13 protein-coding genes are annotated in these 16277 nt (G+C 56.6%); 10 read left to right on the forward strand and 3 right to left on the reverse strand.

Going from position 1 to position 16277, the window contains the following annotated elements; genetic code table 11:
• Positions 1-13: 13 nt before the first annotated feature.
• From glxR to glxK, 6 genes are all read left to right on the forward strand, one after another.
• Complete coding sequence (glxR, locus tag ABLV12_RS15265) at positions 14-892, forward strand: 2-hydroxy-3-oxopropionate reductase (protein ID WP_004099746.1); 879 nt, start codon at positions 14-16, stop codon at positions 890-892.
• 53 nt (positions 893-945) lie between these two features.
• Positions 946-2202, forward strand: a complete 1257-nt coding sequence (locus ABLV12_RS15270; protein ID WP_160885736.1) for an MFS transporter — start codon at positions 946-948, stop codon at positions 2200-2202.
• A gap of 79 nt (positions 2203-2281) precedes the next feature.
• A complete protein-coding gene (locus ABLV12_RS15275) occupies positions 2282-3736 on the forward strand; it encodes a putative allantoin permease (RefSeq protein WP_335269441.1) in 1455 nt (484 codons plus the stop codon).
• Between the two features lie 131 nt (positions 3737-3867).
• Positions 3868-5229, forward strand: coding sequence for an allantoinase AllB (gene allB, locus ABLV12_RS15280; protein WP_348867136.1), 1362 nt, complete (start codon positions 3868-3870; stop codon positions 5227-5229).
• 160 nt (positions 5230-5389) lie between these two features.
• Positions 5390-6697: a uracil/xanthine transporter gene (locus ABLV12_RS15285; protein WP_032719607.1), complete on the forward strand. Its 1308-nt coding sequence runs from the start codon at positions 5390-5392 to the stop codon at positions 6695-6697.
• Positions 6698-6718: 21 nt separating this feature from the next.
• Positions 6719-7864: a glycerate 3-kinase gene (gene glxK, locus ABLV12_RS15290; protein ID WP_133497334.1), complete on the forward strand. Its 1146-nt coding sequence runs from the start codon at positions 6719-6721 to the stop codon at positions 7862-7864.
• A gap of 217 nt (positions 7865-8081) precedes the next feature.
• On the opposite strand, the gene allE is transcribed toward glxK, so the two are convergent.
• Genes allE through allD form a run of 3 tightly spaced genes read right to left on the reverse strand, consistent with a single transcriptional unit; the run spans position 8082 to position 11181 of the window.
• On the reverse strand, positions 8082-8864 hold the full coding sequence (gene allE, locus ABLV12_RS15295; protein WP_004111069.1) for a (S)-ureidoglycine aminohydrolase: 783 nt from the start codon (positions 8862-8864) through the stop codon (positions 8082-8084).
• A gap of 10 nt (positions 8865-8874) precedes the next feature.
• Entirely contained in the window at positions 8875-10110 is a 1236-nt protein-coding gene (allC, locus tag ABLV12_RS15300; protein ID WP_160885740.1) for an allantoate deiminase, read from the reverse strand.
• Positions 10111-10131: 21 nt separating this feature from the next.
• The gene (gene allD, locus ABLV12_RS15305) at positions 10132-11181 is read right to left on the reverse strand and encodes an ureidoglycolate dehydrogenase (RefSeq protein ID WP_004111070.1); all 1050 of its coding nucleotides are present in this window, start codon (positions 11179-11181) and stop codon (positions 10132-10134) included.
• Between the two features lie 315 nt (positions 11182-11496).
• Here allD and ABLV12_RS15310 point away from each other — a divergent pair, with 315 nt between their 5' ends.
• From ABLV12_RS15310 to ABLV12_RS15325, 4 genes are read left to right on the forward strand one after another with little or no spacing between them, the layout of a single operon-like run.
• Entirely contained in the window at positions 11497-13164 is a 1668-nt protein-coding gene (locus ABLV12_RS15310) for an acyl-CoA synthetase FdrA (RefSeq protein WP_348867137.1), read from the forward strand.
• 9 nt (positions 13165-13173) lie between these two features.
• Positions 13174-14433, forward strand: coding sequence for a DUF1116 domain-containing protein (locus ABLV12_RS15315; protein WP_348867138.1), 1260 nt, complete (start codon positions 13174-13176; stop codon positions 14431-14433).
• Between the two features lie 9 nt (positions 14434-14442).
• Complete coding sequence (locus ABLV12_RS15320; protein ID WP_049593438.1) at positions 14443-15246, forward strand: DUF2877 domain-containing protein; 804 nt, start codon at positions 14443-14445, stop codon at positions 15244-15246.
• Between the two features lie 9 nt (positions 15247-15255).
• Entirely contained in the window at positions 15256-16149 is an 894-nt protein-coding gene (locus tag ABLV12_RS15325) for a carbamate kinase (RefSeq protein WP_004111074.1), read from the forward strand.
• Positions 16150-16277: the final 128 nt, after the last annotated feature.

Consider the following 16277-nt stretch of genomic DNA (forward strand, 5'->3'; position numbering starts at 1 on the left):
TGAGAGGAAACTTATGAAACTGGGATTTATTGGTCTGGGTATTATGGGCACCCCGATGGCGCTCCGACTTGCCAGGGCAGGCCACGTTCTGCACGTTACTACCATCGGCCCGGTTGCTGACGACCTGCTCAAGCAAGGCGCGCAGCATCTGGCTACCGCCGAGCAGGTTGCTGCGCAGTCGGAGATTATTTTCATCATGGTTCCGGATACCCCACAGGTTGCCGACGTTCTGTTTGGCGAGCGCGGCTGCGCCAAAGCGGCGCTGAAGGGAAAAACCATCGTGGATATGAGCTCTATCTCGCCGATTGAAACCAAGCGGTTTGCGCAGCAGGTGCGCGACCTGGGCGCGGATTATCTGGATGCTCCGGTATCCGGCGGCGAAATCGGCGCGCGTGAAGGCACGCTCTCAATTATGGTCGGCGGCGATGAAAACGTCTTTGCCCGGGTGAAACCGCTGTTTGATATTCTGGGTAAAAACATCACCCTCGTAGGCGGTAATGGCGACGGTCAGACCTGTAAAGTCGCCAATCAGATTATCGTCGCGCTGAATATTGAAGCAGTGTCCGAGGCGCTGGTTTTCGCGTCTAAAGCCGGAGCCGATCCCGCTCGCGTGCGTCAGGCGCTGATGGGCGGCTTTGCCTCCTCGCGTATTCTGGAAGTGCATGGCGAAAGAATGTTGAACCGGACGTTTAATCCCGGCTTTAAAATTTCCCTGCACCAGAAGGATCTTAATCTGGCATTGCAGAGCGCGAAAGCACTGGCGCTTAATTTACCGAATACGGCAACCTGTCAGGAGTTATTTAACACTTGTGCCGCCAACGGTGGTAGTGAATTAGACCACTCGTCTTTAGTTCAGGCGCTGGAATTAATGGCAAATCATAAAATATCGTAATAAGAAAATGCTGCCGGTTCCGGCAGCGTTTTTTAAACCTCACGGGTGAATTTATGGATACTATCAATAAAACGGGTATCGACTATTGGAAGAAAATAGTCGTGGTCATGAGTCTGGGCTGGGTGGCAATATGGATTTATCGTACCGTATTAACACCTATTTATCCGGAAATTCAGGCGTCCTTAGGTAACGTCAGTAATGCTGAAATCGGCGCGATTGCCAGCTTCTATTTTCTGGCCTATTGCGGAATGCAGATCCCCTGCGGCATTCTGGTCGATAAGCTGGGACAAAAAATTATGCTGATGTGCGGTTTCTCGCTGTTTATTATTGGTACGTTGAGTATTGCTAATGCGGGAAACCTGACGCTGATTTATATCGGCTCGCTGCTGGCCGGCGCTGGCTGCGCGTCGTTTTTTAGCTCCGCCTATTCGCTCTCCTCGGCCAATGTGCCGCAGGAACGCCGGGCGCTGGCGAACGCCATCATCAACAGCGGCTCCGCCATCGGCATGGGGATTGGCCTGATTGGCTCAAGCATTCTGGTCAAAAGCATGCATATGGCGTGGCAAAATGTCTTGTTTATCGTCGCCGCGATCCTGGTGGTGATGCTCTGCGTGTTTACCCTGGTGATTCGCCGCAAGCTAAATGAGCCCGCCGTAGCGGAGAATAAGCCTGGCGTAGCGGCTGCCGCTCCGGTCGCTGAAGAGAAATCGGCGCCGCTGTTTTCGCCGCTGCTGTGCAGCGTCTACTTTCTCTATTTCTGCACCTGCTACGGCTACTACCTGATCGTCACCTGGCTGCCTTCTTATCTTCAGACCGAACGCGGCTTTGACGGCGGCGCCATTGGTTTTGCTTCCGCGCTGGTGGCGGTGGTCGGGGTGCCGGGCGCGCTGTTCTTCAGCCATCTCTCGGATAAGTTCCGCGACAGTAAAGTCAAAGTGATTCTCGGGCTGGAGATTGTCGCTGCGGCGATGCTGATGTTTACCGTTCTCTCGCCGAATACCACCATGCTGATGATTAGCCTGGTGCTGTACGGACTGCTGGGCAAAATGGCCGTTGACCCGATTCTTATCTCGTTCGTTTCCGAGCAGGCGTCAGCGAAAACATTAGGCCGCGCCTTTAGCTTGTTTAATTTCTTTGGCATGAGTTCGGCGGTGGTCGCACCGACGCTCACCGGTTTTATTTCCGACCTGACCGGTTCAAAAGAAATTAGTTTTGTGATGTCTGCCGGGTTGGTTATTACCGGAACGATACTGTTTGCGCTAATTACCTTGCGTAAGAACAAAATACAGTCAAAGACAATCCCAGTATAATAAAAAATAAATAATTAAAATTTGTTGTTCCACATAGCTAAACCTACAAACGTAATCCGATGCGTATTAAGAGGGAATTATGGAACAAACTCAAGATCTGTACAAAGCCAGGGGTTACAGCGACGATCTACTGCCCAAAGTAGCCTCGCAGCGTAACTGGAAAACATTTAACTATTTTACCTTATGGATGGGCTCCGTACACAACGTACCTAATTATGTAATGGTTGGTGGTTTTTTTATTCTCGGGCTATCAACGTTTAGTATAATGATGGCGATAATATTGAGTGCTTTTATTATTGCCCTGGTTATGGTGTTTAATGGTGCTGCCGGAAGTAAATACGGTGTCCCCTTCGCAATGATATTAAGAGCCTCTTATGGTGTGCGTGGTGCATTATTACCCGGCCTGCTCAGAGGCGGCATTGCGGCAATTATGTGGTTTGGTTTGCAATGCTATGCCGGCTCGCTGGCATTCCTGATCTTATTAGGCAAACTGTGGCCCGAGTTTCTGACGCTCGGCGGTGATTTTAAGCTGCTGGGACTGTCGTTGCCGGGGATGATCGCCTTTCTGGTTTTCTGGCTGATTAATGTGGCGATTGGTTTCGGCGGCGGAAAAGTTCTCAATAAATTTACCGCAATCCTCAATCCCTGCATCTATATTGTCTTCGGCGGCATGGCTATCTGGGCTATCTCGCTGGTCGGGATCGGTCCGATCCTTGACTATCTGCCGACCGGGGTGGCGAAAGCGGAGCATACCGGCTTCCTGTTCCTGGTCGTTATCAATGCGGTCGTTGCCGTCTGGGCCGCGCCGGCGGTGAGCGCCTCGGACTTTACCCAGAACGCGCGTTCGTTTCGCGAGCAGGCCGTTGGGCAAACCCTTGGCTTAGTGGTGGCCTATATTCTGTTCGCGGTGGCCGGAGTGTGCATTATCGCCGGCGCCAGTATTCATTACGGTATGGATACCTGGAACGTACTGGATATTGTGCAGAAATGGGACAGCCTGTTTGCCTCGTTCTTTGCGGTGCTGGTGATATTAATGACCACGATCTCCACCAACGCCACCGGTAATATTATTCCTGCGGGCTATCAAATTGCGGCGATTGCTCCCACGAAACTGACCTATAAAAACGGCGTGCTGATTGCCAGTATTATTAGCCTGCTGATCTGCCCCTGGAAATTAATGGAAAATCAGGACAGTATTTATCTTTTTCTCGATATTATCGGCGGCATGCTGGGTCCGGTTATTGGCGTAATGATGGCGCACTATTTTATCGTCATGCGTGGGCAAATTAATCTTGATGAACTTTACACCGCGCCTGGAGATTATAAATATTTCGATAATGGATTTAACGTTACCGCATTCCTGGTAACGATTGTGGCGGTTATTTTATCGCTCGGCGGAAAATTTATCCCGCTGCTCGAACCGTTCTCCCGCGTGTCGTGGTTTGTTGGTGTTATTGTCGCTTTTGCCGCCTACGCCTTGCTGAAAAAACGGGCCCAGCCGAATAACCTGGCGCGCCCCAATGCTGTGAAATGATTTTATTACAACCAGGAAAGTTTATTTCATGGATGAAGCTTCAAGAGCCAAAGCCATTGGTATTGCGGTGTACGTGGCTGCAAACAGAAGTATGGCGGCTTAATCGTCTGTACACATACAAGGAGTTTTATATGTCTTTTGATTTAATCATTAAAAACGGCACCGTCATTCTGGAAAACGAATCCCGGGTGGTCGATATCGCGGTTGCTGACGGCAAAATTGCCGCTATCGGTGAAAACCTGGGGGACGCGAAGCAGATCATGGATGCCACGGGGCTGATCGTTTCGCCGGGGATGGTCGATGCGCATACGCACATCTCTGAGCCGGGTCGTACCCACTGGGAAGGATACGAAACGGGTACCCGCGCGGCGGCAAAAGGGGGCATCACTACGATGATCGAAATGCCGCTGAACCAGCTGCCGGCCACCGTCGATCGAGAGACCATTGAGCTGAAATTCGACGCCGCGAAAGGCAAGTTGACCATCGATGCCGCGCAGCTTGGCGGCCTGGTCTCCTATAACCTTGACCGGCTGCACGAGCTGGATGAAGTGGGCGTGGTGGGGTTCAAATGCTTCGTCGCGACCTGCGGCGATCGCGGGATTGACAATGACTTCCGCGACGTTAACGACTGGCAGTTCTTCAAAGGCGTACAAAAGCTGGCCGAGATGAAGCAGACGGTACTGGTGCACTGCGAAAACGCGCTGATCTGCGATGAGCTGGGCGAAGAGGCGAAAAGAGAAGGGCGCGTGACCGCCCATGATTACGTCGCCTCCCGTCCGGTATTCACCGAAGTTGAGGCGATCCGCCGCGTTCTGTATCTGGCGAAGGTCGCCGGTTGCCGCCTGCACGTGTGCCACGTCAGCAGCCCGGAAGGGGTCGCCGAAGTGACGCGCGCCCGTCAGGAAGGTCAGGATGTCACCTGCGAATCCTGCCCGCACTACTTTGTACTGGATACCGAACAGTTTGAAAAGATTGGCACCCTGGCGAAATGCTCTCCGCCGATCCGCGACGCGGAAAATCAGAAAGGGCTGTGGGAAAAGCTATTCAACGGTGAGATCGACTGCCTGGTGTCCGACCACTCTCCGTGCCCGCCGGAAATGAAGGCGGGCAATATCATGCAGGCCTGGGGCGGGATTGCCGGTTTGCAAAACTGTATGGACGTCATGTTCGATGAAGCGGTCCAGAAGCGCGGTATGCCTTTGCCGCAGTTTGCTCGCCTGATGGCGACCAACGCCGCGGATATTTTCGGCCTGAAGCATAAGGGCCGCATCGCGCCGGGCAAAGACGCCGACATGGTGTTTATTCAGCCGAACAGCAGCTACGTTCTGCAGGCGGAAGACCTTGAATATCGCCATAAAGTCAGCCCTTACGTCGGCCGTACGATTGGCGCGCGGATCGCCAGAACCCTCCTGCGCGGCGATGTGATCTATGACATCGAGCAGGGCTTCCCGCACGCGCCGAAGGGGAAATTTATCCTTAAGCATCAGCAGTAACGGGGATCCGGTGAATTCCCGGCTTGCGGCGTAAACGCCTTCTCCGGGCTACGAGCCGATTTGTCGCCCGGATAAGGCGCAAGCCGCGACCCGGGGAATCACTTGCCCCATTCCATGCTCAGCGCCTGTTTAACGGCAGGCGCTTTTTCAGGATTCAATCATGGTGGTATTTCCGCTCAATAAACGAAACACCCTGGCGGGATTTCAATGGTTCTTCTTTATTTTCTGCAACACCGTCGTGGTACCGCCGACATTACAGTCTGCTTTTCAGCTGCCCGCCAGCGCGCTGATTACGCTGACTCAGTACGGTTTTATCACCACCGGGCTGGCCTGCCTGGCGCAGGCGCTGCTGGGCCATCGTCGGGCGATTATGGAAGGGCCTACGGGACTATGGTGGAGCACTATCCTGACCGTCACCGTCGGTGAAGCCGCGCGCGGCACTCCATTTGCCAGCATTGCGTCAAGCCTGGCGGTTGGCATCTCTCTGTCGGCGATATTCACCATCATCATCGGCGTGAGCGGCATCGGTCACCGCCTGGCGAAGCTCTTCAGCCCGACGGTCATGGTCTTTTTTATGCTGCTGCTCGGCGCGCAGCTCACCACGATCTTTTTTAAAGGCATGCTCGGGCTGCCTTTCAGTTCGACCCAGGCTAACGTGGGCGTTCAGCTGGCGCCGTTTAGCCTGGCGCTGGCGGTGATGCTGTTGGTGCTGGGGATGATCATTTTTCTTGCGGACGGCATTGCTCGCTATGCCCTGCTGTTCGGCACCCTCGTAGGCTGGGCTGGCTGGTACCTGCTGTTTCGCACTCCGCCCGCTACGATGGCATCCGGGCCGATTCACTGGCAGTGGTTTCCACTTGGCTACGGCGGGGAGTTACGCCCCGGCATTATTTTGACGGCGCTGCTGGCGGGGCTGGTGAATATTACGAATACCTACGGCGCAATTCGCGGTAGCGACGTTTTTTATCCCCAGCAGGGCGCCAGCAATACCCGCTACCGACGAAGCTTTATTATCTCCGGCCTGATGACCTTAATAACGGTTCCGCTCAGCGTGGTGCCGTTTTCGCCTTTTGTTTCATCGATAGGTTTATTAACCCAAACTGGAGAGACTTCGCGCCAGCCGTTTATTATCGGCTGCCTGTGCTGTCTGCTGGTGGGACTATTTACGCCGCTGACCCACTTTTTTACCACGCTGCCTTTGCCGATTAGCAGCGCGGTCATGCTGGTCTCCTATCTTCCGTTGTTATATTCCAGCTTATCTTTCAGTAAACAAATCACCTTCACCGCACGAAATATCTACCGGCTGGCGCTGCCGTTATTTATCGGCATCTTTTTAATGGGCCTGCCGCCGGTCTATCTCCAGACGCTGCCCCTGACAATTCGACCGCTATTAGGCAACGGCTTATTAATCGGCGTGCTGCTGGCGGTGGTGATGGAAAATCTCATTCCCTGGGATCGTATTAAGTAATGACATTAAAAAGGATGAACCATGAAAATAATTATTGCACCGGACTCTTTCAAAGAAAGCGTAAGCGCCAGCCGCTGCGCCCAGGCGATTAAGGCGGGCTTTACCTCTATTTTCCCGCAGGCGGAGTGCATCTGTCTGCCGATCGCCGACGGCGGCGAGGGGACGGTGGAGGCAATGGTTGAGGCCACCGAGGGTAAAATGGTGATGCTGCCGGTCATGGGGCCGATGGGCGATTTTGTCGGCGCTTTCTATGGCCTGAGCGGCGACGGACACACCGCGTTTATTGAGATGGCGGCGGCCAGCGGACTCATGCTGGTTCCCCCCGACGAACGCAACCCCCTGCAGGCCACCAGCTACGGCACCGGTGAGCTGATTCGCCATGCGCTGGACGCCCGCGTCCGTCACATAATTCTCGGTATTGGCGGCAGCGCCACGGTGGACGGCGGAATGGGGATGGCTCAGGCGCTGGGAGCACGCTTTGTTGATGAACGCGGCGAGAGCGTCGGCCTCGGCGGCGGAGCGTTAGAGCGGCTGGTCAACGTTGATTTACGCGATCTCGACCCGCGGCTTCGCGAGTGCCGGATTGACGTAGCCTGCGATGTGGATAATCCGCTGCTCGGCGAACGCGGCGCGGCGGCGGTCTTTGGCCCGCAAAAAGGGGCCTGCGCAGGCATGGTCGCCGTTCTGGAGCGCGGTTTAGAAAATTACGCTCAGGTGCTGCTGGCGGCAACCGGTCAGGATGTGACGGCGATGGTCGGCGGCGGCGCGGCCGGCGGGATGGGCGCGGCGGCTCGCGTATTCCTTAACGCCACGCTGAAATCGGGCATTGATATTGTGCTGGAGGCGGTTCATCTGGAGGAGGCGCTGCGCGATGCGGACCTGGTGATCACCGGCGAAGGGCGTATGGATTCGCAAACCGTCGGCGGCAAAGCGCCGGTTGGCGTGGCGCGGATCGCCAAAAAGCACGGCATTCCGGTTATCGGCATCGCCGGCGTGCTGGGTGACGGCGTCGAAGCGGTGCATCAGCATGGTATTGATGCGGTCTTTAGCATTCTTCCCGCGCTGGCGCCGCTGGCCGAGGTGCTGGATCGCGGCGAGCAGAATCTTTACGCCTGCGCGCGCAATATCGCCTGCGCCATCAAGCTTGGCCAGACGCTGCCTGCCTGAATAAAAAATGCCACGGTTCACACCGTGGCAAAATCCAACATAGCTAAACAAAAAAGTGAATTCTGGGCGTTTGATAACCAACCTGTTTTGAACACTGCGCCCGCGTTTTAGCGGCTGGCGCCTTACCCGGCCTACGAAATTGACGATAGCAAAAAGTTGTACTGAATCCGTAGGCCCGCGTCAGCGGGCAATAGTAACGTTTGCAGCTTGTCAGCCATCAGATCTCAACGTCGCGGTTGCAGTCTTTTGAATAGATGTAGCTGAACGTTTCCCGTCCGACGCCGTATCCCGCCTGCAGGGAGTAAGCGCCCATAAAGATATAATCGCCTTGCTTGACCGGAACCCAGCTGTTGTCGAGGTTATACACTCCCTGGCCGGAGAGAATATAGGCGCCATGCTCCTGGACGTGGGTTTCAATGTAGCCGTGGCTGGCCCCCGGTGCGAAAGAGAGAATATGCATATTCATATCGAAGCCCAGCTCTTTTGGCAGGAAATCGATCAGAATAACGTCTTCCATTCCTTCATAATGAATACGCTCCAGCTGGCTGACGTTGCCGGTGACCAGATAAGGCGCATGGCCCTCTGTCGGAATATAGCGGCGCTTATAGAGGAAGAGCTGGCTATCGGCTGAATGGTTATTACTGAAAGTCATCCGCTCACCCGGCGGGCAGTAAAGATAACCGCCTTCGGTCAGCGCGAAGGATTTACCCTGAGCCCCGGCGATGATTTCTCCCTTAATCACATACAGGAAGGTCTCGATGCCTTCGCCGCCAAAACCGCTTTGATGACCGCCGTTTTCATGCAGCGTGACCAGATAATCAACAAAGGTGGCGCCTAATTTCGGCGTTGACAAAATAGTCACATCGCAATGTTCAAAACCCGGAATAACGTTCTTGACCAGACCGTCCGGCGTCAGCAGCGCGTAATTGCCGTGGCGCACGATGGAACGGCTGGCCAGTAAATCATCGCGATAGCCAAGCACATTATTTAAATAACCCATGATCGTTTCCTTATTCAGTCCAGGCCAGTTGATGCAACATTAAGGCGAGCGTTTTTACGCCTTCCGCCAGATCCTCGATATGCGTGCTTTCCGCCGGGTTATGGCTGATGCCTTTGATGCTCGGCATAAAGATCATGCAGGTCGGGAAGCAGGGAGCGAATATCTGCGCGTCGTGTCCCGCGCCGCTGTGCATCACGCGGAAATTCACCTTCTCTTTTTCACAAAGCGCGGTGAGCTGGGCCACCAGCTTCTTATCCATGGGAACCGGAGCCTCATCCATCCACAGGTCGATCTCAATGCCGATATCCATCTCCTGACAGATCCGCCGCATATCGGCCTCAATGACCTCAGTAAATGCCGTTAACTCCAGAGCATCGGTATGGCGGCAGTCCATAGTGAAGACGGTTTTGCCCGGCACCACGTTGACGGTATTCGGCTGCGGGTCGATTTTACCGAAGGTGAGCACCAGCGGGTCACCGTGGGCTTTTGCTTTGGCGATAGATTCGCAGCAGATACGGCTAAAGGCGTGGACGGTGTCGCGACGGTAGCCCATTGGCGTCGTGCCGGCATGGTTAGACTCGCCGGTGAGGGTGATGGTGTAGCGACGCTGTCCGACTATGGCGTTGACCACGCCGATAGACTGCTTGTTGGTTTCCAGCACGCGACCCTGCTCAATATGCAGCTCTACGAAGGCTTTAATATCCCGGCGCGGCGCCAGCGGAGCGCCGGGTAGGCTGAAACCGCACTGCTTCATGGCATCGATAAACGCCACGCCTTTAGCGTCTTTAATTTCGCGTACGTCCGCTGGATTAGCGATGCCGACGATATTTTTGCTGCCCCAGAAGACGTAAGGGAAGCGGCTACCTTCTTCTTCCGCTAACGCCAGCACTTCCACGGTGCGCAGCGGCGCCCCGTAGGTCTCTTTTAGCCAGCGAACCGCCAGCCAGGCCGCCAGCGCGCCGAACTGGCCGTCAAGATTGCCGCCGTTAACGACGCTATCAATATGCGAACCGCTGAGGATAACCTCATCGGGAAAGCGTGTGCCGGGCAGGCGACCATAGAGATTGCCCACTTCATCAAAGCGCGTTTCCAGTCCGCTTTCGCTCATTCTTTGTTTGAATGCCTGCTGCGCCTGCAGCCATTCTGGCGAATAGAGCAGGCGGGTTATGCCCCCGGTCGGGTCGGCGCCGAAAGAGGAAAGCCAGGGCAATGTCTCTTCTATTGCCTGTCGAAAATAATGAGCCATACGCAACTCCTGTATTTTAATTTATTGAGCAAACGGGGAATTGGTTTCATAAGAGCGGTTATATAAAGCGTCCGAAACCAGATAGTCATAAATCTCATCAACGATCTCGATACCGTTGACGGCGCTGTTTTTCTCATTGATATCCAGGTTCTGCCCGGGGTAATACACCTGGTTAAATCCGGGCGCTGGCGTAATGGCGTTTAATTCACGCATGGTGTCGCTGATATGCTGGCGGAATAGCGCGCTGGAGGAGAAAAATGCCGGGTTGATGACGATATGCAGCTGGCCCAGCTCGCGTCCCTGGCTCAGATTGTCGTACATAGAGCTGACCTGGCGGCCGAAGGGGAGGTTGAGCAAAATGCCGGAGAGGATGTCGATCATCATCATCAGGCCGTAGCCTTTCGGGCCGGCTGCCGGAAGCAGGGCGTGAACGGCAAAAGGATCGCGGGTCGGCGCGCCGTTTTTATCCACCGCCCAGCTATCGGGAATGGTTTCATGGCGCGAGCGGGCGTCGAGAATTTTCCCCCATGCCTGCACCGTGGTGGCCATGTCGAAGGTGATGATATCATCGCCCTCGCCGGGCGCGGCAAAGGCCAGCGGGTTGGTTCCGTAATAGATTTCCGCCCCGCCAAAAGGCACGACCATCGGGTCTGACTGGCACAGCGAAATCCCGATTAGCCCGGCGCGGGCGGCCTGCCGGGTGAAGTAAGAGATCGCTCCGCTGTGGCCCATACGCCGGATGCCGACCACGGCCACGCCGTTTTCCCTGGCCAATTCTATCGCGTGCTCCATGCCCATTTTGGCGGCCACCTGACCGGCGGCATTATCGGCATGCAAAATACCGCTGCAGGGGCCGTTCTTTTCAAAGGTGAAGGTGGGATGACGATTGGTTCCGCCTTTTGAAATACGTTCCGCATAATATTCAACGCGAACCGCGCCGTGCGAATGAATACCCCTGGCATCGGCATAAACCAGTACATCGGCAATGATATCCGCATGATTGCGAGTAAGCCCTGCTGTATTCAGCTTATTGGCAATAAGCTGATGAAGTGTTTCCCGACTGACTTTCATCTGTCTTCCTTTTAACGACGGTGTAGAGCCTGACTGCCAAATAAAATACGGGGAAAATAAACTTAAATTGTGATCTGTATTGGTAAAAATAGTTAGTTAGATTTTATTTAATAATCACCGTGGGTTTGTCAGAAGGGACCCGGTTAATCTATTCATTAAAAAACTCGGGCTAATGCCTTCGGCTTTATTTGAAAGCATCTTGTAATAATTCTCATGTGATTCCGGTCACGCCGTCGATAATTTTATCCCGTTAGCCTGATGGCAGATTAACCATGCTCATTCAATTGCAATGGGTGCAATTATTGGGGAGTTATTATGATCCATGCCTTTATTAAAAAGGGCTGTTTCCAGGATTCGGTCAGCTTAATGATTATTTCACGCAAGCTGAGCGAGTCGGAAAATGTCGATGATGTTTCAGTCATGATGGGCACACCGGCAAATAAATCGCTGTTGGAAACGACCGGGTTCTGGCACGACGATTTTGCCAGCGCGACGCCAAATGACATTTGCGTGGCGATCCGCACCGATTGCGCGGATGCGTCGGTTACGCAAATGATCGCCGCCCGTCTTGATGAGGCCCTTACCGCCCTGGCGCAGGGGAGCGGGCAAAGTCAGAGCCTGAGCGTGGTTCGCCGCTGGCAAAGCGCAACGCAGAAGCTACCGCAGGCCAATATGACCTTAATTTCCGTTGCCGGGGAGTACGCCGCGGAGCTTGCCCATCAGGCGCTCAGCAGCGAGAAAAACGTCATGATCTTCTCCGACAACGTCACGCTGGAAGATGAAATCGCGCTCAAAACCCGCGCCCGCGACAAAGGGCTGCTGGTCATGGGGCCGGACTGCGGCACCGCCATGATTGCCGGCACGCCGCTGGCTTTCGCCAACGTTACGCCGGAAGGCAACATCGGCGTTATTGGCGCGTCCGGCACCGGTATTCAGGAGCTGGTCTCGCAGATTGTCCTCGGCGGCGAAGGGATCAGCCATGCGATCGGTCTCGGCGGCCGCGATCTGAGCGCCGAAGTGGGCGGCATCAGCGCGCAAACGGCGCTGGAAATGCTGACCCAGGATGCGCAGAGCCAGGTGCTGGCCTTTGTTTCTAAACCTCCCGCCGAAGCGGTGCGTCTGAAGATCATCGCCGCCATGAGGCGCAGCGCGAAACCGGTGGTGGCGCTATTTCTCGGCTATACGCCGCCGATCGCCCGCGATGAAAACGTCTGGTTCGCCCGCACGCTTGACGAGGCCGGGCGTCTGGCCTGCCTGCTGGCGCGAGTGGGGCGGCGTCAGGCAAGCCTTCCCGCGGTGGCGGGCAAGCAGATTCGCGGCTTATACACCGGCGGTACGCTGGCTGCTGAATCCGCAGGATTGCTGGCAGAACGGCTGAACATTACCCCTGATGCGCATCACCCGCAGGGCATGATGCTCAACGCGCAGGGGCACCGGGTCGTCGATCTTGGCGACGATTTTTACACCGTCGGCCGTCCGCATCCGATGATCGACCCCTCCCTGCGCAACCAGCTGATTGCCGAACTTGGCGCGGAAACTCAGGTTGGCGTACTACTGCTGGACGTGGTGATTGGCTACGGCGCCACCGCCGATCCGGCCGGCTCGCTGGTCGAAGCATGCCAGCGGGCGTGGGCGACCAGAGCCGACGATAGTCCGCTGCACGTTATCGCGACGGTGACCGGAACCGAAAGCGATCCGCAGTGCCGCTCCCGTCAGATTTCAGTCCTTGAAGATGCGGGGATCGCCGTGGTCGATAGCCTGCCTGAAGCCACCTTGCTTGCCGCCGCGCTGATTAGCCCGCCGCGGAAAGCCGCTCCTGCCCTGCGCGCCGGCCTGCTGGACGGCGTGTCGGTGATTAATGCTGGCCTGCGCAGCTTTGCGCTCGATTTACAGACCGCCGGAACGCCGGTTGTTCACTATCAGTGGGCGCCGATTGCCGGTGGGAATAAGAAACTGGCTCGTTTATTAGAACGTTTGCAATAAGAGGTCTCTATGTTTACATCAGTGGCGCAGGCCAATGACGCAGTAATAGAACGAATTCGTAATGCACGTCCGCACTGGCTGGATGTGAAGCCGGCGGGTTCTTTAATCGGGGCGCTGAATCAAAACAAAACGCTGCTCCACGCCGGGCCGCCGATGCGCTGGCTGGAGATGACCGGTCCGATGAAAGGGGCCTGCATTGGCGCCTGCCTGTTCGAAGGCTGGGCGCAGGATGAGAAAACGGCCCACGCGATGCTGGAAAACGGCGAGATTACCTTTATTCCCTGCCACCACGTTAATGCCGTAGGGCCGATGGGCGGTATTACTTCGCCGAATATGCCGATGCTGGTCGTGGAGAACATCGCCGAAGGTAACCGCGCGTATTGCAACCTGAACGAAGGCATTGGCAAGGTGATGCGTTTCGGCGCCTACGGCGAAGACGTGCAGCAGCGCCTGCGCTGGATGCGCGATGTGCTGATGCCCGTTCTCAGTGCGGCGCTGAAACAGATGACGCGCGGCATTGATCTCACCGCGATGATGGCGCAGGGCATCACCATGGGCGATGAGTTCCACCAGCGCAATATCGCCACCTCCGCGCTACTGATGCGCACGCTGGCACCGCATCTGGCGCGACTCGACCACGACAAACAACAGATCGCCGAAGTGATGGATTTTCTCGCCATCACCGATCAGTTCTTCCTCAACCTGGCGATGGCCTACTGCAAATCAGCGATGGATGCCGGGGCGCAGATCCGCGCCGGCAGTATTGTCACCGCGATGACCCGCAACGGCGATATGTTCGGTATTCGCGTTAGCGGACTGGGCGACCGCTGGTTTACCGCACCGGTGAATACGCCGCAGGGGCTGTTCTTTACCGGTTTCTCTCAGGAACAGGCCAACCCGGATATGGGCGACAGCGCCATTACCGAAACCTTCGGCATCGGCGGCGCGGCGATGATTGCGGCGCCGGGGGTGACCCGCTTTGTCGGCGCTGGCGGAATGGAGGCGGCAAAATCCGTTTCGGAGGAGATGGCGGAAATCTTCCTTGAGCGCAATATGCAGCTGCAGATTCCTGGCTGGGATTTCCAGGGCGCCTGTCTCGGACTGGATATTCGCCGGGTGGTTGAAACCGGCATTACGCCGCTCATTAACACCGGGATCGCCCATAAAGAAGCGGGGATCGGCCAGATTGGCGCCGGAACCGTCAGAGCGCCGCTGGCCTGTTTCGAGCAGGCGCTGGAAGCGCTGGCGGACGAACTGGGCGTGAGCTGAGGTAGCGCGATGGAGAGGATTCGTCCGCTGATAGGCAGCGTCGATGCGCCGGATCATCGCCAACCGTGGCGAACCGGCGGCCTCTGGCGGCGCACCATTAACCTCTATGTTGCAGGCGGCGCGCTGCTGACGCTGCATCATCGGGGACAGGGCGTGAGCCCCGGCGGATGGGTTGTTCGTCATCGCGATTTTATCCGGCTGCACGCGGCGCTGCGGACGGGGGCGTCGCCGATAGCGCGGAATGACGGTATTCAGGTCGGCGATCTTTTGCTGATGCCGCCGCGCAGACGCTGCTCCCTGCGGCTCCGCTGTCAATCCGTAAGCGCTTATCTCCCGCCAGCGCTGATGAGTCGACCGGAGGAGACCGGGCTGTTCGGGCCGCTGTCGCAGGCTATCGAGCTGCGGCAGCATCCCGAGCTGCGCCAGCTTCGCCACTGTTTTGCCTCCGCGCTGGCCGGCAACGCCGTCGACTGGCGCCTGTGGCTGGGCAAGGGGCCGGGCCTGACGCCCAGCCTGGACGACATGCTGATCGGCATGATGCTGGCGGCGTGGCGCTCGGGGCGCATGTCACCCTGCGGCGGAAGGGCATTTTTTCGCGCCTCCGGCGATCTGCGCGCGGCCACCACTCAGGTGAGCGTCAACTATTTACGCTATGCCAGCGAGGGGCGCTTCGCTTCGCCGCTGATGCATTTTGCCTGTGCCCTGCAACGTGGACGACGTCTCGAGCCCGCCGTCGAAGCGCTGCTGGCGATGGGGCATACCTCCGGCGCCGACACGCTTCTGGGATTCTGGCTGGCGCAACATCTTATCTAAGGACTTTTCATGAAAACGCTGGTTGTTGCCCTTGGCGGCAACGCTTTATTACAGCGCGGGGAAGCGCTGACCGTAGAAAATCAGTACCGCAATATCGATAGCGCGGTTCCCGCGCTGGCGCGTCTGGCGCAGACGTATCGGCTGGCCATTGTGCACGGCAACGGGCCGCAGGTGGGTCTGCTGGCGCTGCAAAATCTGGCCTACGGCGACGTTGAGCCCTATCCGCTGGACGTGCTGGTCGCGGAGAGCCAGGGCATGATTGGCTATATGCTGGCCCAGCGCCTGGCGCAGGAATCACTCATGCCGCCGGTATCGACGGTGATGACCCGCATTACAGTCTCGTCAAACGATCCGGCCTTTTCGGCGCCGGAGAAGTTTATTGGTCCGGTTTACGATCCGGAGCTGCAAAAACGGCTGGAAGATGAGTACGGCTGGAGGATGAAGCGCGACGGTAAATATGTGCGTCGGGTGGTTCCTTCGCCGACGCCGGTGAGGATTGAGGAGAGCGAGTCGATTGAGCGTCTGCTGGGTGAGGGGCACGTGGTGATATGCTGCGGCGGCGGCGGAATTCCGGTGCTTGAGAGCGGGCAGGGCGCAGAGGCGGTGATTGATAAAGACCTCGCTGCCGCGCTGCTGGCGGAGCAGATTGATGCCGATGGCCTGGCGATCCTGACCGACGCGGATGCGGTATATGAACATTGGGGTACCCCCATGCAGCGACCGATCCGCGAAGCGACGCCGGAAGAGCTGGCGCCTTTTGCCCGCGACGACGGCGCGATGGGGCCGAAAATCGCGGCGGTAAGCGGCTACGTGCGCCGTCGGGGCAAGCGGGCATGGATTGGGGCGCTGTCGCGTATCGATGACACCCTCGCCGGGCTGGCGGGAACCTGCATTAAGCCCTGATGCACAGATAAAATCACGCGGCGAAGCAGACGCTGAAATATCCTGCGCTCTTTCTCCGGGGGCGGCGCTCGACGCGCCTTGCCCGTATATGGACACCTCCCGTTATGCAAGCCATCTCTGCATTTTGT

It is taken from the genome of Klebsiella sp. CN_Kp100 (assembly GCF_040065315.1).
In the GTDB taxonomy this organism is placed as follows: domain Bacteria; phylum Pseudomonadota; class Gammaproteobacteria; order Enterobacterales; family Enterobacteriaceae; genus Klebsiella; species Klebsiella oxytoca.